The sequence below is a fragment of the Streptomyces pristinaespiralis genome (assembly GCF_001278075.1).
Classification (GTDB): Bacteria; Actinomycetota; Actinomycetes; order Streptomycetales; family Streptomycetaceae; genus Streptomyces; species Streptomyces pristinaespiralis.
In genome coordinates this window covers 2495372-2521689 of record NZ_CP011340.1, presented here as the reverse complement: position 1 = coordinate 2521689, position 26318 = coordinate 2495372, and the positions used below count along the sequence as shown (strand labels likewise).

Genomic DNA, 26318 nt, shown 5'->3' with positions numbered 1-26318 from the left:
GCGGTGGCCGCCGGCGGTTGGGGGCTCAGCCTTCTCCCTGTCCATGCGACGGCGGCCCGCCGGACTACCAGGGCATCACGACGCCCCCGTTCGGACGGCATATCTGACCCGTCGTGAACGACGAGGCGTCGCAGGCCAGATGGAGAACGGCGTGGGCGATGTCCGTGGGCTCGCCCACCCGGCCGAGGGGTGACAGCCGCGCCATCGCGGTTTCCGTCCGGTGCTGAAGACCGGCCTCATGACGGTCGGTCATCGGTGTGCGGACCCAGCCCGGGGCCACCGCGTTCACGCGGATGCCGTGCGGGCCCAGTTCGGTCGCGAGCGTCTTCGTGAGCTGGACCACGGCGGCCTTGGAGGCGCTGTAGCAGAGCAGGCCGGCGTTGGCCGCGTCCACCGCGCCCGAAGCCATCGTGACGATGGAGCCGCCGCCCGCCGGGATCATGACGCGGGCCGCCGCCCGGCAGGCGTACAGCACGCCTTTGAAATTGACGGCCATGACCCGGTCCAGGTCCTCCTCCCTGGTCTCGAGGACGAGGCTCGTGTGCATGATCCCGGCGACGGCGGCCATGACGTCGAGGCGGCCCGCGTCGGTGACCGCCGCTTCCAGGGCTGGGCGGTCGGTGACGTCCAGGGTGTGTGTCAGGGCCTTGCCCCCGCCGGACTCGATCAGGGAGCGGGTCCCGGCGAGGCCGTGCCCGTCCAGGTCGGCGCAGTGGACCGTCGCTCCCGCTTGGGCGAGCAGTACGGCGCAGGCGCGGCCGATCCCGCCCGCCGCTCCGGTGACGAAAGCGGTGCGGCCGGTGAGGTCGTACGCCGTCAGCGTCATGCCCGGCAACGTACGACCAGATCTGACGAGCCGTCAACTGTGGGGGTGCTGCCGCCCGGGGCCTGCTCGCGGAGGCAGGTGGCGGTTCGTCCGGAGGTGGTTCGTCAGGAGGTGGGGCCCGTCTGACAGCGCGGGCACCAGTAGGTCGGACGCTCGCGGCCCGCTTCACCCTGATCGGCCTTGCGCACGGGCGTCCCGCAGCGCGGACAGGGGCGGCCCTTGCGTCCATACACGTACAGCTTCTGGGACGGATTACGGCCGCTGGTCATGGTGCGCCGGTCGAAGCTCCGCTTGTTGGCCTCGAGGAGCCGCTGCGCGGTGGCGACCAGCCGCTCGGGAATCCCCGGGGGCAGTTCGCCGACCGGCAGCCACGGTGTGACACGGGCCAGGAAGGCCAGCTCCGACTTGTAGACATTGCCGATGCCGGCGAGGTTGCGCTGGTCGAGGAGGGCCTCTCCGAGCGGGCGGAGGGGGTCGGCGAGCAGGTTCGCCACCGCCCGCCCCGGATCCCAGTCCGGGCCGAGGAGGTCGGGCCCGAGATGGCCGACGGCCTCCTCCTCTTCCGCGGTACGGAGCAGTTCGACGACGGGAAGGCGATATCCGACGGCGGTGCGCGCCGCGCTGCCCAGGATCGCGCGGATCTGATGGGACGGGCCGCCGCTCCAGCGCGCACCCGCGTCGAAGACCCGCCATGAGCCCTCCATGCCGAGATGCGAGTGCAGGGTCAGCCCGCCCTCGAACCGGGTGAGGAGATGCTTGCCGCGCGGGGTCACGTCCAGGACGGTCCGGCCGGTCAGGTCCGCCGTGGCGAAGCGCGGTACACGGAGGTCGGAACGGGTCAGGACCTGGCCGGCCAACGCCTCGTGCAGACGGTGGGCGGTCAGCCAGACGGTGTCTCCTTCGGGCATGGCACCCATGATGCGCGACAGGCGGGCAGGGCGCGTGGGTGCCGGTCACGGGCGCAGGCGCAGCCCCCGTGGTGTGGCGTGGAATCCGGCGCTCTCCAGGGCGCGGGCCAGCGGTGCCGTCAGGGCCGGGGCTCCGTTGGCGCGCTCCACCGTGACTGTCCCGAGGGCGCCTTCACGGGCAGCGGCGGCGAGCGTGCCGGCCGCCGCGTGAAGCGCGGGCGCGTCCGGGTCGGTGGCCCACGCGAGCAGCGTCTTGCCGCCGCGCTCCATGTACAGCGTCAGTTCCCCGTCGACCAGGACCACCAGGGAGCCCGCTTTCCGGCCCGGCTTGTGCCCGGCGCCCTCCGGCGGCTCCGGCCAGGGCAGCGCGGCCCCGTAGGCGTTCGCGGGGTCGGCAGCGGCCAGCACCACCGCACGCGGAGCGGACTGTCCCTCGGCGCGGTCCCGCGCCGTGGACGCCGCTCGCAGGCGGTCGACCGCGCCGTCCATCGCGAACTGGGCGGCGCCCAGACCTTCGACGACGTAGCCGCGGCGGGCCTGCCCGCTGTCCTCGAACGCCGACAGGACGCGGTACACGGCGGAGAAGCCGCCCTCCACGCCCTCCGCCGCGACCGCGCCCCGGGTCACCACGCCGTGGCGGTCCAGAAGGGTGCGGGCCAGGGCGTGCGCCCGGTGGGTCGGATCCTGCTCGGAGGCCGGCAGCAGCGACCAGCGGCCGCTCACCGTGGGAGGACCGGTGCGGGAGGCCGGACGGGCCGCTGCCGACAGGCTGCCGTAGCGGCCGCGGGGGACGGTGCGTCTGGCGCGGTGGGCCGTGGAGCCCGCCGTGCGACCGGAGCCGAGCATGGCCCGCAGCGGTGCGAGCGTGTCGTTGGTGAGCCGGCCGGACCAGGCGAGATCCCACACGGCGTCGGCCAGTTGCGGATCCGTGGCGTCGGGGTGCGTGGTGGCCCGGACCTGGTCGGCGATCTGGCGGAAGAACAGGCCGTATCCACCGGAGAGGGCGGTGAGCACCGACTCGTGCAGCGCCGTCAGCTCCAGCGGGTGCGGCGGGGGCAGCAGCAGGGGAGCGGCGTCGGCCAGATAGAGCGAGACCCAGCCGTCCTTGCCGGGCAGGGCGCCGGCACCGGCCCACAACACCTCGCCGCTCGTGGTCAGTTCGTCCAGGAGCGTGCTGTTGTAGTGGGAGACGCGGGACGGAAGGACCAGCTTCTCCAGGGCGGAGGCAGGCACGGAGGCGCCCTGCAGTTGCTCGATGGCGCGGGCGAGGCCGTCGATGCCGCGCAGGCTGCTGCTCCCCAGGTGCTGCCACTGGGGCAGGAACGATGCCAGCGCGGCGGGCGGCACCGGCTCCAGCTCGTGCCGGAGCGCGGCCAGGGAACGCCTGCGCAGCCGGCGCAGCACGCCCGCGTCGCACCATTCCTGGCCGATGCCGGCGGGGTGGAACTCACCCTGTACGACCCTGCCGCTCGCGGCGAGACGCTGGAGTCCGCCGTCGGTGACCGCCGCGCCGAGGCCGAAGCGGGCGGCGGCCTGGGCGGAGGTGAAGGGACCGTGGGTGCGGGCGAACCGGGCGAGGAGGTCACCGAACGGGTCCTTGACCGGCTCGGTGAACGCCTCCGGGACGCCCACCGGCAGCGCCGTGCCCAGCGCGTCGCGCAGCCGCCCCGCGTCCTCGACCGCCGCCCAGTGGTCCGCACCGGCGATACGGACCCGGATGGCGCGACGGGACGCGGCGAGCTCCTGCGGCCAGGCGGGGTCGCTGCCTCGCTCGACGAGCTCGGCCTCGGTCAGCGGACCGAGCACGCGCAGCAGGTCGGCCACGCCTTCCACGTCCTTGATCCGCCGCTCCTCGGTCAGCCACTGAAGCTCCCGCTCCAGTTCGGTGAGCACATCGGCGTCCAGCAGTTCCCTCAGCTCCGCCTGGCCGAGCAGCTCGGACAGCAGCCGGGAGTCCAGGGACAGGGCGGCGGCGCGGCGCTCGGCGAGCGGCGAGTCCCCCTCGTACAGGAACTGGGCGACGTAGCCGAACAGCAGGGAGCGGGCGAAGGGGGAGGGCTCGGGGGTGGTGACCTCGACCAGACGGACACGACGGGACTCGATGTCGCCCATCAGTTCGGTGAGCCCGGGGACGTCGAAGACGTCCTGCAGGCACTCTCGGACCGCTTCCAGAACGATCGGGAACGAACCGAACTCACTCGCGACCTGCAACAGCTGGGCAGCGCGCTGCCGCTGCTGCCACAGCGGGGTGCGCTTGCCCGGACTGCGGCGCGGCAGCAGCAGCGCGCGGGCGGCGCACTCACGGAACCGGGAGGCGAACAGGGCGGATCCGCCGACCTGGTCCGTCACGATCTGACTGATCTCGCCCTTGTCGAAGACGGCGTCCGCGGCGCCGACGGGCGCCTGCTCGTTGTCGTACGCCCCGTCCCGTGAGGTGTCCAGGTGGACCGGGTCCTGGTCGAGCAGATCGAGCCCCATCAGGTCCGCGTCCGGCAGGCGCAGCACGATGCCGTCGTCGGCGTGCATCACCTGCGCGTCCATGCCGTAGCGCTCGGCGAGACGGGCGCCCAGCGCGAGCGCCCACGGCGCGTGCACCTGAGCGCCGAACGGAGAGTGGATCACGACCCGCCAGTCGCCCAGCTCGTCCCGGAACCGCTCCACCAGGATCGTCCGGTCGTCGGGGACATGGCCGCAGGCCCGGCGCTGCTCGTCCAGGTAGGCCAGCACATTGTCCGCCGCCCAGGCGTCCAGACCGGCGGCCAGCAGACGCAGCCGGCCGTCCTCGGGGCTGAGCCCGCCGACCTCGCGCAGGAAGGCGCCGACGGCCCGTCCGAGCTCCAGCGGCCGGCCGAGCTGGTCACCCTTCCAGAACGGGAGCCGCCCCGGCACCCCGGGGGCGGGGGAGACCAGCACCCGGTCGCGGGTGATGTCCTCGATCCGCCAGGACGTCGTGCCCAGCGTGAACACATCACCGATGCGTGACTCGTAGACCATCTCCTCGTCGAGCTCCCCGACGCGGCCGCCGCCCTTCTTCGGGTCGGCGCCGGCGAGGAAGACGCCGAAGAGGCCGCGGTCCGGGATCGTGCCTCCGGAGGTCACGGCGAGGCGCTGCGCCCCGGGACGGCCCGTGACCGTCCCCGCGACCCGGTCCCAGACCACGCGGGGGCGCAACTCGGCGAAAGCGTCGGAGGGATAGCGGCCGGCGAGCATGTCGAGGACGGCGGTGAAGGCCGACTCGGGCAGCGAGGCGAACGGCGCGGCACGGCGGACCAGCGCCAGCAGGTCGTCGGACTGCCAGCTGTCCAGGGCGACCATCGCGACCAGCTGCTGGGCCAGCACGTCCAAGGGGTTCGACGGGATGCGCAACGACTCGATGGAGCCGCTGCGCATGCGCTCGATGACCACCGCCGCCTGCACCAGGTCACCGCGGTACTTGGGGAAGACCACACCCGTGGAGACCGCGCCCACCTGGTGGCCGGCCCGGCCGACCCGCTGGAGGCCGGAGGCCACGGACGGCGGGGACTCGACCTGGACGACCAGGTCCACCGCGCCCATGTCGATGCCCAGTTCCAGGCTCGACGTGGCGACGACCGCGGGCAGTCGCCCCGCCTTCAGGTCCTCCTCGACGAGCGCCCGCTGCTCCTTGGAAACGGAACCGTGGTGAGCGCGGGCGAGCAGCGGCGGGGCGCCCCGGGCAGCCCCCGACTGGGCCATGATCTCCGCCGGCGGGCCGTCCTCGGGCATCGGTGCGCCGGTGGCCCGTTCGTACGCGATCTCGTTGAGGCGATTGCACAGCCGCTCGGCAAGCCGGCGGGAGTTGGCGAAGACGATCGTGGAACGGTGTGCCTGGACGAGGTCGGCGATGCGTTCCTCGACATGCGGCCAGATCGACGGCTTCTCGGCGACACCGGCCCCGGTGTCGGAGGCGGGTGAGCCCCCGAGCTCGCCCAGATCCTCCACGGGGACGACGACGGAGAGGTCGAACTCCTTGCCGGACACCGGCTGGACGATCTCCACCCGGCGCTGCGGCGAAAGGTAGCGGGCCACCTCGTCCACCGGCCGCACCGTCGCGGACAGGCCGATCCGGCGGGCCGGCCGGGGCAGCAGTTCGTCGAGGCGCTCGAGGGACACGGCGAGATGGGCGCCCCTCTTGGTGCCCGCTACGGCGTGGACCTCGTCGAGGATCACCGTCTCGACGCCCACCAGCGCCTCCCTGGCGGACGAGGTGAGCATCAGGAAGAGCGACTCGGGGGTGGTGATGAGGATGTCCGGCGGCCGGGTGACCAGCGACCTGCGCTCCGCGGGGGGCGTGTCGCCCGAGCGGATCCCGACCCGCACCTCCGGCTCCGGCAGGCCGAGCCGGACCGACTCCTGCCTGATCCCGGTCAGCGGGCTGCGGAGATTGCGCTCCACGTCGACCGCCAGAGCCTTCAGCGGTGACACGTACAGCACGCGGCAACGCTTCTTCGCCTCCGCGGGCGGCGGAGTGGACGCGAGCCGGTCCAGGGCGGCGAGGAACGCGGCCAGCGTCTTGCCGGATCCCGTGGGCGCCACGACCAGCACGTCCGAGCCCTCGCCGATGGCCTTCCACGCACCCTCCTGCGCGGCGGTGGGCGCGCTGAACGCCCCCGAGAACCAGCCTCTGGTCGCGGGGGAGAAGGAGTCGAGCGCAGTCCTGGCCATGCCCACCATCGTGCACCCGACCACTGACAACGCGTGTCCAGGACATGGACCGGTCGGGCGGCCGGTCGGGGCGCGGGAGCAGAATGGCTGCATGGAAGAGGAAGCCGCGCCGGAGAGAGAGGGCGAATGGGCACGGCACTGGCAGTACCCGGGCGTGCCCGGTCTCGATCTGCTGCAGGCCCGCTACGTGCGCCATTCCTTCTCCCGGCACAGCCATGAGGGATTCGTCGTCGGCGCCGTCCGCCGCGGCATCGAGGACGTCTTCCTGCCCGAGGGCACCGTGCGGGCGAGGCCCGGCACCGTCGTCATGATCAACCCCGAGGTGCCCCACTCGGCCAAGGCCGGGGTGCCCGAAGGCTGGGTGTACTCCACGCTCTACCCGTCCTCGCAGCTCGTCGCCACGATCGCCGAGGAGACGACGACCCTGCGCGGAACGGCCGGCTTCGCGGAGACGATCGTCGAGGACCCGGACACCGCCCGGCTGGTGCACGAGGTGCACCGGGCGGCCGAGGCGGGCAACGCCCTCGCCGCCGACAGCGTCCTGCGCGTCACCGTCGCCACGCTCCTGCGCCGTCACGGGCGCTCGCTCCCCGCGCGCAAGCCCCTGGCGGCGGGCGCGCGGACAGCGGCTGCCGCCAAGCAGCTCCTGGAGGAGCGGATGGCCGACCCTCCGTCGCTCGAGGAACTGGCGCAGGCGGTCGGGGTCGGCCCCTTCGCACTGCTCCGTGCCTTCAAGGCCGCCTACGGGCTGCCGCCGCACACCTGGCTCACGGACGCCCGCGTGCGGCGTGCCCGGCTCCTCCTGGACGCCGGCACGACCCTGGCGGAAGCGGCCGTCGCGGTCGGTTTCACCGACCAGCCGCATCTGAACCGCCACTTCACCCGGATCGTCGGCGTCCCTCCAGGTGCCTACCGCCGGGAGCGTGCAAGAACGTACAAGACCGCAGGCGGGAGCCCTGCGTAACGTCCCTGACGTGGCAGAACAGACAGCTCGACCAGACATACCGGCCAAGGAGGCCTACGCGACCGCCGCGCCGTCCACGGCGCTCGCGGCGCGCACCGACGGACCCGCGCCCGGACACGGGGACGCGGCCGGGCCGCGACCCGGATCCCCATCAAGGGACGCGTCGTCCACGCCCGCGGCGAAGCCCGACTCGGCCGTCGTCAGAGACGCACTCGGTGTCGGGATAGCCGTCGGCCTCTCCGGCTTCGCCTTCGGTGTCACCTCGGCCGGCTCCGGCCTGACCCTTCTGCAGACCTGCGTGCTCAGCCTGCTCGTGTTCACCGGGGCGTCGCAGTTCGCGCTCGTGGGGGCGATCGCGGCCGGCGGCAACCCTCTGGCCGCCGCGGCAGGAGCCTTCTTCCTCGGTGTGCGCAACGCCTTCTACGGGCTGCGGCTGTCACAACTGCTCGCACTGCCCCGCTTCGTACGGCCTCTCGCGGCCCACTGGGTCATCGACGAGACCACCGCGGTGTCGCTCGCCCAGCCGACACGGCGCACTGCGCGGCTCGGCTTCACCATCACCGGCCTGACGCTCTACGTGCTGTGGAACCTGACGACGCTCCTCGGGGCGCTGGGGGCGGAAGCCATCGGCGACACGGACGCGTGGGGGATCGACGCGGCGGGCCCGGCCGTCTTCCTCGCGCTCCTCGCGCCGATGCTGCGGACCGCCACCGAACGCGCCGTGGCCGGACTCGCGGTCCTCCTCGGCCTCGGCTTCCTGCCGGTGCTGCCCGCCGGGGTGCCGGTGCTCGTGGCGGCACTGGCCGCTCCGGCGGTGCTGTGGCTCAAGGGGCGCGCGATCGGCAACCGGGTCGGCGGCAACCGGGACAGCGGTGACGGCTCGACCGGTGACGGCGCGGGCCGCACGAAGGAGGCCCGCACGAAGAACGCACAGCGGAAGGAACGGGAACAGTGAGCATCTGGATCGCGATCGGCGCGACTGCGGTCGGCTGCTACCTCGTGAAGCTCGTCGGCCTGCTGGTGCCGGCCGACACCCTGGAGCGGCCGCTCGTGCAGCGGCTGGCGGCCCTGCTGCCCGTCGCGCTGCTGGCCGCACTGACCGCGCAGCAGACGTTCAGCACGGGTCAGTCCCTGGTCCTCGACGCGCGGTTCGCGGGGGTCGGGGCGGCGGCACTGGCGTTGCTGCTGCGCGCCCCGTTCCTGGTTGTTGTGGGCGTCGCGGTGGCCGTGACGGCCGGGGTGCGGGCGTTGGGAGGCTGACGGGTCGCGGCGGGGCCGGAACGCGACGGGGAAGGTCCTGCATGGCTGGAACGCCGGTGCGGGTCCTGCGTGGCCGGAACGCCGTCAGCCCGGGCGGCCGGCCTGTGCCGCCGGAGCGAGGGTCAGCCCGGGCGGCCGGAACGAGGGGCAGCAGCCCTGGACGGCCGGAACGCCGGGTGCAAGCCCTTGGCGGCCCCGTACCGGCACGCGCTTCACTCGATGGGGTGACCGTGCGCCCGCAGGGTCCGCAGCGCCTCGATCGTCACGATCGGCCGCGACTCCAGGGCGGTGCCGGGGGCCCACTCCTGCCAGGTGATGGGCCACCCGCCGTCCTGCTGTTGCTCGGCGGCGAGGTGCCGCAGGGAACGGTTCATCTCCTCGTCCGTGAACCAGCGGCGGGCGAGGGAGTCGGGTCTGCGGGCGTAGTCGTAGGCGAAGTGGTGCTCGCCCGGGGCGTAGCCGGGGGCGACCGGCTGCTGGTCGAGCCGGTCCGGGTCCAGCGCCACGAGCCGCTGCTCGCGTACGAGAGCGCCGAGCCGGTCCGCCGCCGCTTGCGCGCGGGTGCTGTCCGGGACGCCGTCCAGGAAGGCGATCGCCGCCTGGATCTCGTAAGGATGCGACTTCTCGATCGCGTCGATCACTGCCCAGCAGAAGTCCGTGGCCCGGAACAGCCATGCGTGCCACACCTGATTGCGGTGCAGCAGACCCACCACCGGCCCCGTGGCGAGCAGCTCGCTCGGAGGGTTGTCGACGATCGGCAGGAACGGGGCGGCCGGGTAGGCGCGCTGGGAGGGGTGGACGGCAGGCAATGCCCCGTCCCGTGTGGACACCTCGGTGAAATAGCGGCACATCCGCTCCACCCGGAGCCCGCCGCAGCGGCCGATGGAGTCCAGCACCCGCAGGGCGTGCGCCGTGTGCAGGGGCTGGCTGACCGGGCCGCGCAGGTCGGGCTCGAGGGCGTGGCCGTAACCGCCGTCCGCATTGAGGTAGGCGGCCAGCGCCGTCTCGACCGGGTCGGAGCCGCCGGCGAGGAAGTGGTAGGCGAACCGCCGCTGCTCGAGCACCCGGGCCGTCAGCCAGATGAAGCGCTCGGCGCGCGCGAGTACGGACGCGGGGGAGGGTTCGGTGGTTGCTCCGTTTCCAGCCATGTCCCGACGGTAGAGCGGAAAGGGCTTTCAGCAATGCGGACGGACAGGGCTGCACTCTCAGGAGCGGGATACTGAGGTCATGCGGTTGACGATTTTCTGGGAACGCATGGCCGAACACTTCGGATCGGCGTACGCCGACTCCTTCGCACGGGACCATGTGATGGCCGAACTGGGCGGCCGTACGATCCATGAGGCCCTCGCCGCGGGCTGGGAGGCGAAGGACGTGTGGCGCGCCGTCTGCGCCGCCATGGACATTCCCGCGGACAAGCGGTGAGACACCGGGCGGACAGTTCGAGGTCGCCCTGGTGAGCCACACTGGGCCGACGGCCAGGACCGACAGGACGCACACGACGGCACGCGACAGAGCCGCATAGGGCGCGTCCGTACGGAAACGAGCCTGTACTACCGGACGAGGCGGAGGCCGCACCGGCCGGACCGCACACGCCACCCACAGGACGGACCGCTGACGACATGACCGCTGACGAGAGGACCGCGCCGGACGTGGTCGCGTCGGACGAGGCCGCAGCGGGGATCCCCGCCCAGGGCACGACGGCGCCCATCGCCCCGCCGTCGTCCCCGCCGCCCGGGGCCGACGCCGGCAGCGGCGGTCCTGGCCGGATGCCTCGCTGGCTGCCGCGCGCGCTGATCCTCGCGCTGGCGCTGTACGCCTGCTTCCAGCTCGGCAGCTGGGCCTTCCACCAGCTCATCGGCCTCCTGATCAACATCCTGATCGCCTTCTTCCTGGCGCTCGCGATCGAGCCGGCGGTGGGACGGATGGCGGCCCGCGGCATGCGCCGGGGCCTCGCCACCTTCCTGGTCTTCTTCGCCGTGCTCATCGCGGGGGTGGGATTCGTCGTCCTGCTCGGCTCGATGCTGGCCGGCCAGATCGTCGAGATGGTCGAGGACTTCCCGCAGTACCTCGACTCGGTCATCCGCTGGATCAACACCACCTTCCACACGGAACTGTCCCGGGTGGAGGTCCAGGACAGCCTGCTGCGCTCCGACTGGCTGAGGAAATACGTCCAGAACAGCGCCACCGGTGTGCTGGACGTCTCGGCGACCGTGCTCGGCGGACTGTTCAAGCTGCTGACGATCTTCCTCTTCTCGTTCTACTTCGCGGCCGACGGGCCCCGGCTGCGCCGCGCGCTGTGCTCCGTACTGCCTCCGGCCAAGCAGACAGAGGTCCTGCGGGCCTGGGAGATCGCGGTCGACAAGACCGGCGGCTACCTCTACTCACGCGGCTTGATGGCGCTGATCTCAGGAGTCGCGCACTACATCCTGCTGGAGATCCTCGAGGTGCCGTACGCCCCCGCCCTCGCGGTGTGGGTCGGCCTGGTCTCGCAGTTCATCCCGACCATCGGCACGTACCTGGCCGGCGCGCTGCCGATGCTGATCGCGTTCACGGTCGATCCTTGGTACGCCCTGTGGGTCCTCGGCTTCGTCGTGATCTACCAGCAGTTCGAGAACTACGTGCTGCAGCCCAAGCTCACCGCCAGGACGGTGGACATCCACCCGGCGGTGGCCTTCGGCTCGGTGGTGGCGGGTACGGCCCTGCTGGGGGCGGTCGGCGCGCTGATCGCCATCCCGGCGGTCGCCACGCTCCAGGCGTTCCTCGGGGCGTACGTGAAGCGGTACGCGGTGACCGACGACCCGCGGGTCCACGCCCACAGCAGGCACGGTGGCGGCCGGCTGGCGCGGGTGCGCAGCGCGTGGGGGAGCGGCAGGCCTGCTCCGTCCACGGCCGACGGCTCATCCGGTGGCGTGCCGCCACAGGCGGGCTCCGGATTCTGAGTCCGTCGGGCCGGACCCGCCTCGGGAGGCCGGGGCAAACCCGTCGGCACCACTCCCGGGAGTGAGCCGACGACCCACGACACTTCGATCAACGGATACGGCGCCGGTGACAGAGCCGCGCCGTGTGCCGCGCACCGACCGACCCGGGCCCAGCGTTCCACTGGATGTCCCTCCTTGGCCAGGACCCCGGTTTTGGGCACCACGCCGTCCGGGCACGTCCATCGCGAGGAGTGCTCACCTCCGCCACTCGACGCAGACCGCTCTCGTCGCGAGGGTTCACCGAGCGCGAGGCCGTCATCAGGGCACCGAGCGGAGCCGTTCGGTCCCGGTCGCGGTGGTTCTCCGGTCCCCGCGCGGTGAGCTTGACAGTAAAATCGAACATCCATTCTCATGGAATTCCGGCCCTCGCTCCCGCGAGTTGTCCACAGGCCGGCCGGACGTCGGGGCCCATTGTCAGTGGCAGGGGTTAGCGTCTTTGACGTGAAGCGATCGACACAAGCAAATCGGGTGGAACCCATGGCAGGAACCGACCGCGAGAAGGCGCTGGACGCCGCGCTCGCACAGATTGAACGCCAATTCGGCAAGGGTGCCGTGATGCGGCTGGGCGAGCGGCCGAACGAGCCCATCGAGGTCATCCCCACCGGGTCGACCGCCCTCGACGTCGCGCTCGGCGTCGGCGGCCTGCCGCGCGGGCGTGTGGTGGAGGTGTACGGACCGGAGTCCTCCGGTAAGACGACCCTCACGCTGCACGCCGTGGCCAACGCCCAGAAGGCGGGCGGAGCGGTGGCCTTCGTGGACGCGGAGCACGCCCTCGACCCGGAGTACGCCAAGAAGCTCGGCGTCGACATCGACAACCTGATCCTCTCCCAGCCGGACAACGGCGAGCAGGCGCTCGAGATCGTCGACATGCTCGTCCGCTCCGGCGCGCTCGACCTGATCGTCATCGACTCCGTCGCGGCCCTCGTGCCCAAGGCGGAGATCGAGGGCGAGATGGGCGACTCGCACGTCGGTCTGCAGGCGCGGCTGATGAGCCAGGCGCTCCGGAAGATCACCAGCGCGCTGAACCAGTCCAAGACCACCGCGATCTTCATCAACCAGCTCCGCGAGAAGATCGGTGTGATGTTCGGCTCCCCGGAGACCACGACCGGTGGCCGGGCGCTGAAGTTCTACGCCTCGGTGCGTCTCGACATCCGTCGTATCGAGACCCTGAAGGACGGCACGGACGCGGTCGGCAACCGCACCCGCGTCAAGGTCGTCAAGAACAAGGTCGCCCCGCCCTTCAAGCAGGCCGAGTTCGACATCCTCTACGGCCAGGGCATCAGCCGCGAGGGCGGCCTGATCGACATGGGCGTGGAGCACGGCTTCGTCCGCAAGGCCGGCGCCTGGTACACGTACGAGGGCGATCAGCTCGGCCAGGGCAAGGAGAACGCCCGTAACTTCCTGAAGGACAACCCCGATCTCGCGAACGAGATCGAGAAGAAGATCAAGGAGAAGCTCGGCGTCGGCGTCAGGCCCGAGACCCCGGCGGCGGAGCCGGGCGCGGACGCGGCGGCAGCGGCGGTCCCGGCCGAGGACACGGCGAAGTCCGTGCCCGCCCCCGCTTCCAAGGCGAAGGCGGCCAAGACGGCGGCGGCCAAGGGGTAGCACATGGCCGCCCGGCGTACCGAATGGCCGGGTGACAGCCCCGACTCGTCGAGGGCCGAGAAGGAGCTGTCACCCAAGGATCCGGCGGAGCGGGCGCGGGCAATCTGCCTGCGCCTGCTCACCGGGACCCCGCGCACCCGCAAACAGCTCGCGGACGCGCTGCACAAACGCGAGATCCCCCCGGAAGTGGCCGAGGAGGTCCTCTCCCGCTTCGAGGACGTGGGGCTGATCAACGACGCCGCCTTCGCGGACGCGTGGGTGGAGTCCCGGCATCACGGCCGGGGCCTCGCCCGGCGTGCCCTGGCACGGGAGTTGCGTACCAAGGGCGTCGATTCCGCGCTGATCGACGAGGCCGTGGGCCAGCTCGACTCCGACCAGGAGGAGGCGACGGCCCGCGAGCTGGTGGCACGGAAACTGCGCTCCACCAGGGGCCTGGAGCGTGACCGCCGCCTCCGCCGGCTGGCCGGGATGCTGGCCCGCAAGGGTTACCCGGAGGGCATGGCTCTGCGGGTGGTGCGGCGAGCCCTGGAGGAAGAGGGCGAGGACACGGCCGACCTGGACGACGTGGGGTACTAGACCCGGCGCCGTTCAGGGGACGCGTCCGAGCCGTGGCTACCGCGTGACCGGCAGTCCCGCCGACTTCCATGCCTGGAAACCGCCGACGAGGTCGGTCGCACGCCGGAGTCCCAGCTGGTGCAGGGACAGGGCCGCGAGGGAGGACGCGTAACCCTCGTTGCAGATCACCACGATTCGCAGGTCGTGGCCGACCGCCTGGGGGAGACGATGACTGCCCTGCGGGTCCAGCCGCCATTCCAGTTCGTTGCGCTCCACGACCAGCGCCCCGGGGATCAGCCCGTCGCGCTCGCGCAGCGCCTGGTAGCGGATGTCCACCAGCAGGGCGCCGTCGGCCGCGGCCTCGAAGGCCTGTTGTGGACCTATCCGTTCGAGTCCCTGCCGTACCCGCTCCAGGTACGCGTCGATTCCGAGAGGCTCGCTCACTGCCAGTCCTCCGGGCGCTCGACCTGCTCGAGACGGAGCACCGCCCCCGACCGGCTGTAGCGCCTCATCAGCGGCAGCGGCGGGTAGTACGCATGGACGGAGACGGCGTGCTCGACGGACGACTCGTTGAGCACCTCGTGCACATGGTGCGCACCGAAGGCACGGGACCGGCCGGCGACCAGGTGCCGTTCACGGTCCACACCCTCGGCGAGTTCGAGCGTCCTCCAGCCGGCTGAGGGGAGGCGTACGGCGAGGGAGTTCTCCTTCAGCACGCCCTCCGCCGTGGCGAAGGCGCCGACGGAGTCGGCGTGGTCGTGCCAGCCGGTGCCGGTGCCGGGCGGCCAGCCGATGAGCCACGCCTCACTGCCGCGCGGTCCTTCGAGCCGCAACCAGGTGCGTCCCTCGGGGTCGAGAGGCAGCGAAGCGATCAGGTCCTTGTCGGCGGCGGCATGCCGTACGAAGTCGAGCAGCTCCGCGGACGTCGGCGCGCCCGTCAGGCTCGGCGTGGGCCAGGAGCCGGTGCGGGGAACGGGATCGGCAGAGGCTCCGGGAGCCGAGGCGGGCAGCGGAGCCGAGGGAGCCGAGGCAGGCGGGAGCGGAACAGGGTGGGACACGGAAACCGTCCTGGGTTCGCTGGTGAGCGCACGGGCCCGGGGCCACGGCGCGAAGGGAAGGCGAATCAGCAGGACGGCCGACACACGCAGCCCGCGTAGCGGACGAGGTCCATATGGACCCTCCGCCACAGGCGCACATCGGTGTCGTTCATGCTCGGGAGTACACCACGCCGGCCATCGTGAATCAATCGATGTCCGCAGTGCGGTCACTGCCCGTCGTGGCGGGAGCGCCTCCCCTCGCGATGTCCGCGGCGGCGTACAGCTCTGCGGGCCGAACCCCCGCGAACGCGGCCACCAGATGCCCGTCGGGCCGCACGAGCAGCACGGTGTGCGCGGAGGCGCCCGGGTAGCTCTCCGTCACCAGCAGCTCCGCCGGGGCCGGCAGACCGGACACCGCCGTCTGCAGCCGCGGCATGATGCCCGCGCCGACCCAGTGCCTCCGGTCCCACACACCGGTGCCCGGTGCCACCAGCACCACCAGCAGCCGTCCCCGGCACAGCCGCTCCCGCAGCCGTGCGCATGTGCCGTCGGGAGCCGTCACCCGCACGTCGACGACCGGCGAGCCCGGCACGGCACCCGCCAGTGTCTGCGGACCGGTGGGCTCCGGTGTGAGGGGTGAATGCGTGTAGACGGGCGGTGCGCCGAGTGCGCCCCGTCCGAGATGCGCGTCGGTGAGCATCGCGTCGTGACCCCGGGCCGCCCCGGGGAGGTACATGCGCAGCCCGCCACCGCTGCGCAGTATCGGCAGTGACTGATCGTTTTCAGTATGGCCACTGATCGGGTGACGGGATCGATGCCCACAACGCACGAGGCTCCCGTGCCGTTTGGGGGAGGTGTTCGAAGTCTCAACCCACAGGCACAGGAGCCGCGTTGGTTCCGTATTCTGCCGCACTCGACCTGCCGCACACCCTGGTCGAGTGGGTCACCATGCTCATCGTCACCCGCGAGGGTGACCGCCGCTGCAAGCTTCCACCGCACCAGCGTGCGCTGGTCGGTCTGGTGTACCTGCGCCGGCACGACACTCTCGCCCAGCTCGCTGCCGGGTTCGGCATCTCTGTCGGCACGGCCCACGCCTACACGGCAGCCGTCGTCGACCTGCCTGCCGACCGCGCCCCGGGCCTGCTGCGCGTCCTGCGCAAGTCCGACCCGGAGTACGTCCTGCTCGACGGCACCCTGGCGGAGTGCGACCGGGTCGGAGACAGCCGGGCCGACTTCTCCCACAAGCATCGCCGGCACGGGGTGAACGTGCAGGTGGTGACCGACCCAGCGGGGCATCTGCTGTGGATCTCGCCCGCACTGCCCGGCCGCGCACACGATCTCACCACGGCCCGCAGCCACCGGATCATCCGCATCTGCGAACGCCAGGGCATCCCGATCCTCGCCGACCGGGCCTACATGGGAGCCAGCCCATGGGCGCCCGCCGGGCCGTGACCTCACACCCACCCAGCAAACCGTCAACCGAGCGCTTTCCGCCGCCCGGTCCCCGGTCGAGCGTGGCATCGCCCGACTGAAATCGTGGCGGATCTTCCGCAGGTCCCGGTGCAGCCCGAACCGAATGACGTCAATCGCCACGGCCGTCCTCACCCTGGAGCGGCAACGCTGAAAATCCTCACTCACCGGCGGCGCGGTGCTGCGCCCGGTAGTTCACATCGGGGAGGCCAGGCCTGCGCCGGGGGAGTTCGGCGCGCAGGGACGGCCACGTGGTGACGTTCCACAGCCGTCTGGCCGCGGGAGGGGATGCCGAGGAGTTGGCGCACGGTGGCCCTGTCGCCCACCCCACGCGACAGCTGGGCCTGCGGCCTGCGCGGACACCGAAGCCAGCTCGCCACCTTCGTGAGTGCCCGTCAGCCTGCTGGCGGGCACTCACGAAATGATCGAGGCTAAGAGGCCTTTGAGAGGATTCCTGCGTCTATGAACGCTGTCAACGGTGGACAGTAGGCGTTTGACCACTCACCACCAGATGACCACCTTTTTGCGTCGATGTAGATGGCGGGGCCGCCGCTATATGGCTGACAAGTCGCTGTTGCCTTGTAGTGTCCACCATTACTGTTGGTGCAGCGGGCTTGTGCGCCGTTCGCGCCGTTATCACCGTAAGTGCAACCTGTTGGCCAGCCCAAAGTGGTAGCGGCCTCATTGGTGGCCGCAGAGGCTGTGCCTTGAACGCCAAGAGTAAAGCTCGCCATCACGCCGCCGACAAGCAGCGCTGCCCATCGATTCCTCATTTGTGCGATCCTTTCGCGATCAACTAGGACGTTTTTTAGGTCAGCTGGTTTTCGTCTCGATGCCTGCCCCGACGGCAGTGCTGGCACCTTGGCAGTACGCGAAGGTCCGCACGATCTTCACCCACGGCCCCACGTAGTCCTGTATTCGACCGGTGTCCACGTCCTTGCACTGCGCGATAGCCCGGAAGGAACCTCCGTTCGTCGCATCGCACCTGGCCCAGGTCCCCCAATCGCCGGCAATGCCATAACTGCAACCGCTTGGACGTCCGGTTGTTCCAGTGCTGTCGGCGAACGCGGTGCCAGGTGACGTAAGTGTCAGGCCGAGCAGCATGAACCCCGTCGCGAGGATTCTAGGCGTTTTACGCATTGACTCCCTTTCCTGTCTGAGTTGACAGGATCCCTCTTGGGTCCTGTCTGCTGAGCTCCGGGCGCGTATTCGCGGCCTTGTGCGTACAGACCTTACACGTGGGCCCTCTCTTTGCGCCTCCATTGAAGGAATGTGAAGTGGAGTTATCGGGTCCACCTCAAGTTAAACTCAAATTGTTGCTACCGAATGTAACCACGGGAAGTTTTAGGGCTGGGTTGTCGTCTTTTCCGTCACGGTTCGCGGCGGTGTTGTGGCTCAGGTCACAGGCTCTGAGTTTGTCTGATAATTAGCGGCCCCTGTCTCACTTTAGTCAGTGGCGCAAGATATGTATTTCTGTCCCCGCTAGTACTACAGCCGTAGATCGTGCTCTTCATGCTTGTGCGGCTTGACGCCGGTAGTGGCTGGTCTGGGATCGGGCCTAGTGGCGGCGTCGCCAGACGGACCAGCGAAGTCGGTGGACAGGGTCAAAGACGGTCCGGTTGACGAGCGTGATGAACAGTCGTTGGATCTCGTCACAAGTGAGCGGTATCAGCTCGTCGGGCGAGGGATGACCCTCGTGTTCGTTCGCGCGGAGGACAGCGAGGAAGGCATGCGCGAGCATGGCCAGGGTGACCCAGCGGGACCAGGACGGGTAGCGGCGGTCCTGGTGCTCGTCCAGGGCCGCCAGGCCCTTGCCGGACTGGAAAAACTCCTCGACCCGCCACCTTGATCCAGCGACGCGCACCGGGGTGGTCAGCGGCACTGCGGCAGGCGAGTAGCAGCGGTAGTAGGCACGTTCGCCGGTGCTGCGGTTGCGGCGGATCAGCAGCTGCGGCTCCCGGGCCGGGGGATCGGTGAGGTCGATGACGGCCCAGTCGTAGAAGCGGTGGCCTTTGGCTCCGGCCCCTGCGGACAACTTCTGCCAGGCCCTCTTGGGCACCTTCCTGGCCAACATGTCGGCGCGAAACCTCCCGGCGCCTGTGGTGACTTCGTGCGAGCAGGCCACCGCGAGGACGTAGCCGGTGCCGCGTTCCTCCAGAGCGGTGCGCAGCCTCGAGTTGCCGCCGTAGACCTCGTCTCCCGCGACCCATACGGCCCGATGGCCGGCGTCGAGGAATCGGCTGACCATGCGAGCGGCCAGCTCCGGCTTGGTCGCGAACTCCGTATTGTCACCGAGGCCGGCGGCCTGGCAGCGGTCGGGATCGGAGGTCCAGAAACGCGGAACATAGGGTTCCCGGTCCACTGCGGCGTGCCCGCGGCGGCTGGCGTAGACCAGGTAGACGGCGACCCGGGCGTTCTCGATCCTGCCCGCGGTGCCGGTGTACTGCCGCTGGGCTCCAACGGTGTCGGTGCCTTTCTTCACGTCGCCGGTCTCGTCGACCACCAGCACCGCCTCGTCGTCGTGCAGATGCTCCACCACGTAGTCACCCACCTCGTCGCGGACCTGGTCGGCATCCCGCTTCGCCCTCCCGAGCAGGTGCTGCATGCCGTCCGGGGTCCTGTCCCCGGCCCACTCGGCGATGGTCCAGCAGTTCTTGCGCGGCAGATCCGACACCAGGCCGAGTACCAACTTCGGGGCCCGGCGTCGGGATTCGACCCGTGTGAAGCGTCCCGCTATCCGGCTCATCAGGCCCTCGAACGCCTCCTGCCAGCAGGCAGGGTCTACGCTGTGACCTGCGGCCACCGAATGATCGTTTGTCTTCACACACCGATGATCAACGGTGGCCGCACCCGTCTCCACACCGCGTCAGGTCGCGCAGCGTCTGCCTGCCGTCCTGTGTATCGGAGGGTTTGTGCAACGTGGCGAAGTCTGGCGGGTCCAGTTCGACGAGCGGAGGTTGGTCGTACTGCTGTCAGGAGACGACGCGTCCGGGTTCCAGGTGATGCAGGTCGTCGCTCCGGCAGGCCTCGACATCAGCGGTCTGGGCATCGAAGTGACGGTCGGCGCCGGTGAAGGGCTGCCGCTCGAAGGCGTGCTGCGGCTCGCGTTCCCGCGTCCAGGCTTCACCCCGTGCACGTGGCTGACCACCGTGTCCCGGGACGACCTGATAGAGCGGGCGGCCGTCCTGTCCTCCAGGAAGCTCAGCGAGATCGACGATGCCCTCCGACTCGCTAAACAAGCACAGGAGCGGACCCCGGCAACGACCGCGAAGCTCAGCGAGATAAGAGACGCCCTCCGTCGCGGTGAACTCGGGCCTTGATGCCCCAGCGTCCTCTGAGCGGGCGTCGAGTGGATCCGAAGACGTTCAAGTTGGTCTTCAGGTAGACCCGCCCATTGCCAGTTTCCGTGGGCCGAGATCCCATCACCGGCCGACGACTGGATGGCCTGGCGGGCGTCGGGATAGTCGAGGTGGCGGACGGCGGCAACCTTGCTCTTCGAACTCCGCTCGTGCTGCAGCGGGACCAGGGACGACAGCCGCTACGACTGGCCCTGGCCGGTCGCCTGGCCCGGCGGCGCCGAGAACAGCCCATGCCGTGGGTTCGTCCCATTTCCGGCTGGTCTGCCGCTCCATCAGCGCCCCCATGATGACCGCCTACTTCGCCGTCCACGCTCGTACTGGCACCCCGATCGGCGAGATCGTCCACGTTATGGACCTGCGCTGGTCGACCGCGAAGAGCCTTCCATGCTGTCCATGATGGACATAATCCTTCAGAGGGCTCAGCCCTCTGATCTCGGATGGCCATCAAAGCGGATCAAGCCCAGTCTGCGTGGCGGGGGCGCCTCCCCTCGCGATGTCCGCGGCGGCGTACAGCTCTGCGGGCCGGACCCCCGCGAACGCGGCCACCAGATGCCCGTCGGGCCGCACGAGCAGCACGGTGTGCGCGGAGGCGCCCGGGTAGCTCTCCGTCACCAGCAGTTCCGCCGGGGCCGGCAGACCGGAGACCGCCGTCTGCAGCCGCGGCATGATGCCCGCGCCGACCCAGTGCCTCCGGTCCCACACACCGGTGCCCGGTGCCACCAGCACGACTAGCAGCCGTCCCCGGCACAGCCGCTCCCGCAGCCGTGCGCATGTGCCGTCGGGAGCCGTCACCCGCACGTCGACGACCGGCGAGCCCGGCACGGCACCGGCCAGTGTCTGCGGACCGGTGGGCTCCGGTGTGAGGGGTGAATGCGTGTAGACGGGCGGTGCGCCGAGTGCGCCCCGTCCGAGATGCGCGTCGGTGAGCATCGCGTCGTGACCCCGGGCCGCCCCGGGGAGGTACATGCGCAGCCCGCCACCGCTGCGCAGTATCGGCAGTGACTGATCGGCGGCGCGCAGCCGTGCGGCGACGGCGGTGCGCCGCTCGGCCTGGTAGCTGTCCAGCAGCGTCTGCGACGCACCGTGGTGCCACGCGTGGGCCAGTTTCCATGCCAGGTTGTCCACGTCACGCAGACCTTCGTCGAGCCCCTGGGCGCCGATCGCTCCCAGCAGGTGCGCCGCGTCGCCCGCGAGGAAGGCGCGGTCCACGCGCCAGCGCCGGGCGAGGCGGTGATGGAGGGTGTAGACCCCGGTGTCGAGCAGTTCGTACGGCGGCGTGCCGCCGCACCAGCCGGCCAGAGTGTCACGGACCCGCGCGACCAGGGCCTCCGGCGTCACCAGCTCGCCGCGGGGGGGAAGCAACCAGTCCAGCCGCCACATGCCGTCCGGCAGCGGACGTGCGGTGATCTCGTCGCCGCCCGAACTCCACGGCGGCTGACGGTGCAGCACCGCCTCGCCGGGCCAGGGCAGTTCGGTGCGCAGCGCGGCCACGGCGTGCCGTTCCACCGCCGTACGGCCCGGGAAGCGGATGCCGAGGAGCTTGCGGACCGTGGACCTGGCACCGTCGCAGCCCACCAGATAGCTGCCCCGCCACCAGGTCGCGGAGGGCCCCCGGGTGTGCACGCCGACGCCGCCGGCGTCCTGTTCCAGCGAGTCGAGGCGACTGTCGGTCACGAGCCGTACGAGCCGGTGCTCCATGGCGGCTTCGCGCAGTCCGCGGGAGAGGCTGTGCTGCGGGATGTGGAGGGGCGCCGTCGGGCCCCCGTCGGGTCCGGCGACTTGGTCGCCCCGCTGGTATGCGCCATCGCGTCCGCCCCCGGCGTAGGAGTCGTCCCTGTCCCAGGGGTCTCCGTCGCCCCGGCGGTTGACCTCGCCGCCGCCGTCGAGGGGCAGCTGTCGCAGCTCCTGCTTGCGCAGCATCGAGCGCCAGCCGCTCCACCGGGTGCCTTCGTGACGCACGGTTCCGCAGCCGAGCCGCGACATGAGGTCGGCGGTGTCGGGGCGGAGCACGACGGTGCGGGCCGGGCGCGGCTCGTCCTTCCCGTTGCCCTCGTCCAGCACGACCGAGGGGACGCCCTGTGCCGCGAGGGCGAGTGACAGCGCGAGCCCGACGGGACCGGCGCCGACCACGATCACCGGGTCCACGGCGTGACTCCCGGGGCCCGTAGGGTCGTGCGGGAAAGTGCGGTTGGAGCCCGGTGCGCGATCACAGAACGTATGCAACCCACTGCCGGTGCCTGCGTCAAGCGCCGCCGGAACGCGGCGAGGGGCGGTGGCCCGCAGGCCACCGCCCCTCGGCGGTCGAACATCCGATGAACCGTCAGGCGCCGCGTCCGTCATCGGTCTTGCCGAGGCCGGGCTCGGCGACGGGCTCCTCCGCGCCGCCGGGTGCGGCCAGCACCGCGCCCGTGCTCCTCTTGCCCCGCCGCAGCCTGCCCTCGAGCCACGAGGCGAAGGTGGTGAGGATCAGGTTGAGGACGATGAAGATCACGGCGACCACGATGAAGCTCGGGATGACGTTCGCGTAGTACGCGGCGAGAGTGCCACGGGCGTTGAGCAGTTCCGCGAATGCCAGTACCGCGCCGCCGAGAGCGGTGTCCTTGACGATGACCACGAGCTGGCTGACCAGCGCCGGCAGCATCGCGGTGACGGATTGCGGGAGCAAGACGCTCGTCATCGTCTGGCCCTTGCGCAGCCCGATGGCCTTGGCTGCCTCCGATTGGCCCTTGGGCAGCGACAGAATGCCCGCCCGCACGACCTCGGCCAGGACCGACGCGTTGTACAGCACCAGGCCGGTGACCACTGCGTACAACGGACGTAGATCACTGCTGATGTTGGTGGAGCGCGAGTAGAACTCGTTCGCGAACAACATCAGGAGCAGGACGGGAATGGCGCGGAAGAACTCCACGATGATTGAGGCCGGAACCCTGACCCAGCGGTGGTCGGACAGCCGGGCGATGCCGAAGAGAGCACCCAGCGGGAGTGCGATGACCATCGCGAGCGCCGCCGCCTTCAGGGTGTTGGCGAGGCCAGGCAGCAGATAGGTCGTCCAGGCCTCCGCTTCCGTGAAGGGCTTCCATAGGGACCATTCGAGCTGGCCCTTGTCGGCCATGACGCGGATGGCCCACCAGATCCCCAGCGCCAGGAGCGCGAGGAACAAGGCCGTGTAGACGATGTTGCGGCGCTTAGCCCGAGGGCCGGGAGCGTCGTAGAGAACGGATGTCATCGCTTCACCGCCACACGCTTGCCGACCCAGCCGAGGATGAGACCGGTGGGAAGGGTCAGAACCACAAATCCGAAAGCGAAGATTGCCGAGATGAGGACGAGCTGCGCTTCGTTTTCGATCATCTCCTTCATGACCAGAGCCGCCTCCGCCACACCGATGGCCGCCGCGACCGTGGTGTTCTTGGTGAGGGCGATCAGCACATTGGTGAGCGGACCGACGACCGAGCGGAACGCCTGCGGGAGAACGACATGTGAGAGGACCTGGGTGAAGCTCAGCCCGATGGCCCGTGCTGCCTCCGCCTGACCGACCGGCACCGTGTTGATGCCGGACCGCACCGCCTCGCACACGAACGCCGCGGTGTAGGCCGCGAGCCCGAAGACAGCGAGCCGGAAGTACTTGACCTCGAAGTCGTCGGCCGCGCCCAGCGTCATGCCGAAGACATCGGCGAGACCGAGCGAGGAGAAGACGATGATCACGGTGAGGGGGATGTTCCGGACCACGTTCACATAGACCATGCCGAATGTGCGCATCAGCGGCACCGGGCTCACCCGCATCGCGGCGAGGACGGTGCCCAGCACCAGGGAGCCGATTGCTGAGAAAATGGTGAGCTTCACCGTCACCCAGAACGCCCCGAGCAAGTCGTAGCCTTCAAGAAAGTCGAACACGATCTCCCGCGCTTTCGCGTGTAGGAGGGCCCGGCGCGCCGCCTTCTGGGTCGGCGCGCCGTTTCAGCCCAGCTTCACTTGACGATGTTGCCGATCTTCGGGGCGGGCTCGTTCTTGTAGTTGGCCGGACCGAAGTTGTCCTTCACGGCCTTGTCCCAGGACTTGTCCTGGACCATCTTCTCGAGGGCGGCGTTGATCTTGTCGACCATCTCCTTGTCGCCCTTCTTGACACCGATGCCGTAGTTCTCGTTGCTCAGCTTGAGGCCGGCGAGCTTGAACTTGCCCTTGTACTGCTCCTGCGACGCGTAGCCGGCGAGGATCGAGTCGTCCGTGGTCAGCGCGTCGACAGCGCCGCTCTGCAGTCCATTGAGGCACTCCGAGTACGTGCCGACCTGCTGCAACTGGGCGTCCGGTGCGAACTTGGCCTTGACGTTCTGCGCGGAGGTTGAGCCGGTGACCGAGCAGAGCTTCTTGCCGTTGAGGTCGTCACCCTTGCTGACGTTGTCGTCGGCGCGGATCAGCAGGTCCTGGTGGGCGAGGAGGTACGGGCCGGCGAAGTCGACCTTCTGCTTGCGCTCGTCCGTGATCGAGTAGGTGGCGGCGATGAAGTCCACGTCACCGCGGGCCAGCGCGGTCTCGCGGTCGGCGCTCTTCGTCTCCTTGAACTCGATGTCATCCTCGGCGTAGCCGAGCTCCTTGGCGACATACGTGGCGACGTCGACGTCGAAGCCGGTGAACCCGTCCGGGGTCTTGAGGCCGAGCCCGGGCTGGTCGTACTTGATACCAATGGTGATCTTGTCGCCGCCGTCGCCTGAGCCGCTCTCCTTGCCGCTGTCGGAGCCGCAGGCCGTGGCCGACAGGGCGAGCGCGAGGACGGTGGCCGAAGCGGCGGTGACCTTACGAAGCTTCATGATGGTGACTTCCCTAGAGTTTGACGCGGGGTTCGGAACAGACGCGATGCGCTGGATCAGCCGATCCAGGACACTCAGTGGTGAAGGATCTTCGACAGGAAGTCCTTGGCCCGGTCGCTGCGCGGGTTGCTGAAGAATTCCTCGGGCGATGCCTCTTCCACGATCTTGCCGTCCGCCATGAACACGACCCGGTTCGCGGCCGAACGGGCGAAGCCCATCTCATGCGTGACGACCACCATTGTCATCCCGTCACGTGCCAGTTGCTGCATGACCTCGAGAACCTCGTTGATCATCTCGGGGTCGAGCGCCGACGTCGGCTCGTCGAAGAGCATCACCTTCGGGTCCATCGCCAGCGCCCGCGCGATCGCCACACGCTGCTGCTGACCACCGGAGAGCTGCGCCGGGTACTTGTCGGCCTGCGCACCGACGCCCACCCGGTCCAGCAGGGCCCGCGCCTTCGTCTCCGCCGCCTTCTTGTCGGCCTTGCGTACCTTGACCTGCCCCAGCGTCACGTTCTCCAGCACGGTCTTGTGCGCGAAGAGGTTGAACGACTGGAAGACCATGCCCACGTCGGCGCGCAGCCGGGCGAGCTCCTTGCCCTCGTGCGGCAGCGGCTTGCCGTCGATCGAGATCGCGCCGGAGTCGATCGTCTCCAGGCGGTTGATGGTGCGGCACAGCGTGGACTTTCCGGACCCGGAAGGTCCGATGACGACCACGACCTCGCCCCTGGCGATGGTCAGGTCGATGTCCTGGAGCACATGCAGCGCGCCGAAGTGCTTGTTCACGTTGCTCAGCACGACCAGATCGGCCGTGGGCACCGCGTCCTCGGCGTCCTTGGTCACTGACACTCCGCTCATCGGCTTCTTGCTCCGTCCTCCTCGGTTGGGAGGACCTTAGTCACGCGCTGCGACCAGCGTCATTACATCTGAGGGAGAATTGAGCATAACGATCCGGCCTCAACCGGACACTATGCGTGAACGGGGTGGTCCACTGCGATACCGGGTGGGTAACGGAACCGATCGTCACCCGGAAGCCTCTTGACTGTGCGCCGTGACATCCGCGTTGATGCCCTGTGGTGTGTCGCGAACCATTCGTACAACACCGCACGATCAACGCGACACGACCGCGCCACGAACACCACACGACCGGAGGGGGGCCATGAGGCTGCTGCTCGTCGAGGACGACGACCATGTCGCCGCCGCCCTGTCGGCGGTGCTCGCCAGGCACGGCTTCGAGGTGGTCCACGCCCGCAACGGCGAGGAAGCGCTCCGAGCCGTTCTGCCCGCCACCGACCCGGCCAAGCCGCCCTTCGGGGTCGTCCTCCTGGACCTCGGCCTGCCCGATCAGGACGGTTACCAGGTGTGCGGCAAGATCAGGAAGCTCACCTCCACTCCCGTGATCATGGTGACCGCGCGCTCGGACGTCCGTTCCCGGATCCACGGACTGAACCTCGGCGCCGACGACTATGTGGTCAAGCCGTACGACACGGGGGAACTGCTCGCCCGGATCCACGCCGTCAGCCGGCGCACCACGTCCGGTGACGACGCCGGTGCGCCCGCCTCCGACGAGGCTCTGCGGCTCGGGCCGGTCACCATCGAGCTGCCCACCCGCACGGTGAGTGTCGACGGGGCGCCCGTGCAGCTCACGCGCAAGGAGTTCGACCTGCTGGCGCTGCTCGCCCAGCGCCCGGGAGTGGTCTTCCGGCGTGAGCAGATCATCAGCGAGGTGTGGCGGACCAGCTGGGAGGGCACCGGCCGGACGCTCGAGGTGCATGTGGCGTCGCTGCGCTCGAAGCTGCGGATGCCGGCCCTGATCGAGACCGTGCGGGGTGTCGGCTACCGGCTCGTCGCGCCCGTCGGGGCGTAAGGTCC

General features: G+C 70.1%; 22 protein-coding genes and 2 pseudogenes. 10 read left to right on the top strand and 14 right to left on the bottom strand.

What is annotated here, in order from left to right:
* Positions 1-64: 64 nt before the first annotated feature.
* From SPRI_RS10465 to SPRI_RS10455, 3 genes are all read right to left on the bottom strand, one after another.
* Entirely contained in the window at positions 65-826 is a 762-nt protein-coding gene (locus SPRI_RS10465; RefSeq protein WP_037773610.1) for an SDR family NAD(P)-dependent oxidoreductase, read from the bottom strand.
* A gap of 104 nt (positions 827-930) precedes the next feature.
* On the bottom strand, positions 931-1734 hold the full coding sequence (locus SPRI_RS10460; RefSeq protein WP_037773608.1) for an Fpg/Nei family DNA glycosylase: 804 nt from the start codon (positions 1732-1734) through the stop codon (positions 931-933).
* 45 nt (positions 1735-1779) lie between these two features.
* Entirely contained in the window at positions 1780-6417 is a 4638-nt protein-coding gene (locus SPRI_RS10455; RefSeq protein ID WP_053556874.1) for an ATP-dependent helicase, read from the bottom strand.
* Positions 6418-6508: 91 nt separating this feature from the next.
* Here SPRI_RS10455 and SPRI_RS10450 point away from each other — a divergent pair, with 91 nt between their 5' ends.
* From SPRI_RS10450 to SPRI_RS10440, 3 genes are read left to right on the top strand one after another with little or no spacing between them, the layout of a single operon-like run.
* The gene (locus SPRI_RS10450) at positions 6509-7381 is read left to right on the top strand and encodes a helix-turn-helix transcriptional regulator (protein ID WP_005311145.1); all 873 of its coding nucleotides are present in this window, start codon (positions 6509-6511) and stop codon (positions 7379-7381) included.
* 10 nt (positions 7382-7391) lie between these two features.
* Entirely contained in the window at positions 7392-8336 is a 945-nt protein-coding gene (locus tag SPRI_RS10445; protein ID WP_005311143.1) for an AzlC family ABC transporter permease, read from the top strand.
* Positions 8333-8641 (top strand): AzlD domain-containing protein, encoded by a 309-nt coding sequence (locus SPRI_RS10440; protein WP_005311142.1) that lies wholly within the window; start codon positions 8333-8335, stop codon positions 8639-8641. Before SPRI_RS10445 ends, SPRI_RS10440 begins: the two co-directional genes overlap by 4 nt.
* A gap of 212 nt (positions 8642-8853) precedes the next feature.
* Here SPRI_RS10440 and SPRI_RS10435 read toward each other — a convergent pair whose 3' ends face one another.
* Positions 8854-9789: a hypothetical protein gene (locus tag SPRI_RS10435; protein WP_005311140.1), complete on the bottom strand. Its 936-nt coding sequence runs from the start codon at positions 9787-9789 to the stop codon at positions 8854-8856.
* Positions 9790-9868: 79 nt separating this feature from the next.
* Between SPRI_RS10435 and SPRI_RS10430 the strand changes: the two genes are divergently transcribed.
* The 4 genes from SPRI_RS10430 to recX all read left to right on the top strand — a co-directional run bounded on the left by SPRI_RS10430 (position 9869) and on the right by recX (position 13800).
* On the top strand, positions 9869-10063 hold the full coding sequence (locus SPRI_RS10430; protein WP_005311138.1) for a DUF3046 domain-containing protein: 195 nt from the start codon (positions 9869-9871) through the stop codon (positions 10061-10063).
* Positions 10064-10407: 344 nt separating this feature from the next.
* On the top strand, positions 10408-11580 hold the full coding sequence (locus SPRI_RS10425) for an AI-2E family transporter (protein ID WP_005311136.1): 1173 nt from the start codon (positions 10408-10410) through the stop codon (positions 11578-11580).
* Between the two features lie 516 nt (positions 11581-12096).
* The gene (recA, locus tag SPRI_RS10420; protein WP_005311134.1) at positions 12097-13224 is read left to right on the top strand and encodes a recombinase RecA; all 1128 of its coding nucleotides are present in this window, start codon (positions 12097-12099) and stop codon (positions 13222-13224) included.
* Between the two features lie 3 nt (positions 13225-13227).
* Positions 13228-13800 (top strand): recombination regulator RecX, encoded by a 573-nt coding sequence (gene recX, locus SPRI_RS10415; protein WP_005311132.1) that lies wholly within the window; start codon positions 13228-13230, stop codon positions 13798-13800.
* Positions 13801-13836: 36 nt separating this feature from the next.
* Here the strand turns inward: recX and SPRI_RS10410 are convergent, their stop codons facing one another.
* The 4 genes and pseudogenes from SPRI_RS10410 to SPRI_RS10400 form a co-directional block, all read right to left on the bottom strand.
* Entirely contained in the window at positions 13837-14223 is a 387-nt protein-coding gene (locus tag SPRI_RS10410; RefSeq protein WP_005311130.1) for a rhodanese-like domain-containing protein, read from the bottom strand.
* Positions 14220-14837, bottom strand: coding sequence for a cupin domain-containing protein (locus SPRI_RS10405; RefSeq protein ID WP_078535243.1), 618 nt, complete (start codon positions 14835-14837; stop codon positions 14220-14222). Before SPRI_RS10405 ends, SPRI_RS10410 begins: the two co-directional genes overlap by 4 nt.
* Positions 14838-14902: 65 nt before the next feature.
* The gene (locus SPRI_RS39860; RefSeq protein WP_312845644.1) at positions 14903-14989 is read right to left on the bottom strand and encodes a putative leader peptide; all 87 of its coding nucleotides are present in this window, start codon (positions 14987-14989) and stop codon (positions 14903-14905) included.
* 32 nt (positions 14990-15021) lie between these two features.
* Positions 15022-15594, bottom strand: a pseudogene (locus SPRI_RS10400) (monooxygenase); the annotation flags it as partial.
* A 113-nt stretch (positions 15595-15707) separates the two neighbouring features.
* Between SPRI_RS10400 and SPRI_RS10395 the strand changes: the two are divergent.
* Positions 15708-16440: pseudogene (locus SPRI_RS10395) on the top strand (transposase family protein).
* Between the two features lie 1404 nt (positions 16441-17844).
* Here the strand turns inward: SPRI_RS10395 and SPRI_RS10390 are convergent.
* Positions 17845-19032 carry an IS701 family transposase gene (locus SPRI_RS10390; RefSeq protein WP_078535242.1) on the bottom strand — a complete coding sequence of 396 codons (1188 nt, stop codon included), beginning with the start codon at positions 19030-19032 and terminating at the stop codon, positions 17845-17847.
* A gap of 166 nt (positions 19033-19198) precedes the next feature.
* Between SPRI_RS10390 and SPRI_RS10385 the strand changes: the two genes are divergently transcribed.
* Positions 19199-19606, top strand: a complete 408-nt coding sequence (locus tag SPRI_RS10385) for a hypothetical protein (RefSeq protein WP_005311122.1) — start codon at positions 19199-19201, stop codon at positions 19604-19606.
* Between the two features lie 483 nt (positions 19607-20089).
* Here the strand turns inward: SPRI_RS10385 and SPRI_RS10380 are convergent, their stop codons facing one another.
* The 5 genes from SPRI_RS10380 to SPRI_RS10360 all read right to left on the bottom strand — a co-directional run bounded on the left by SPRI_RS10380 (position 20090) and on the right by SPRI_RS10360 (position 25304).
* On the bottom strand, positions 20090-21790 hold the full coding sequence (locus tag SPRI_RS10380; RefSeq protein ID WP_005311121.1) for an FAD-dependent monooxygenase: 1701 nt from the start codon (positions 21788-21790) through the stop codon (positions 20090-20092).
* A gap of 175 nt (positions 21791-21965) precedes the next feature.
* The gene (locus SPRI_RS10375; protein ID WP_005311120.1) at positions 21966-22871 is read right to left on the bottom strand and encodes an amino acid ABC transporter permease; all 906 of its coding nucleotides are present in this window, start codon (positions 22869-22871) and stop codon (positions 21966-21968) included.
* Positions 22868-23536, bottom strand: a complete 669-nt coding sequence (locus tag SPRI_RS10370; protein WP_005311119.1) for an amino acid ABC transporter permease — start codon at positions 23534-23536, stop codon at positions 22868-22870. The genes SPRI_RS10375 and SPRI_RS10370 overlap by 4 nt, the downstream gene beginning before the upstream one ends.
* A 74-nt stretch (positions 23537-23610) precedes the next feature.
* Positions 23611-24447 (bottom strand): glutamate ABC transporter substrate-binding protein, encoded by an 837-nt coding sequence (locus SPRI_RS10365; protein ID WP_005311118.1) that lies wholly within the window; start codon positions 24445-24447, stop codon positions 23611-23613.
* Positions 24448-24521: 74 nt separating this feature from the next.
* Positions 24522-25304: an amino acid ABC transporter ATP-binding protein gene (locus tag SPRI_RS10360; RefSeq protein WP_005311116.1), complete on the bottom strand. Its 783-nt coding sequence runs from the start codon at positions 25302-25304 to the stop codon at positions 24522-24524.
* Between the two features lie 301 nt (positions 25305-25605).
* On the opposite strand from SPRI_RS10360, the gene SPRI_RS10355 reads away from it, so the two are divergent.
* Positions 25606-26313, top strand: coding sequence for a response regulator transcription factor (locus tag SPRI_RS10355; RefSeq protein ID WP_005311114.1), 708 nt, complete (start codon positions 25606-25608; stop codon positions 26311-26313).
* Positions 26314-26318 lie beyond the last annotated feature (5 nt).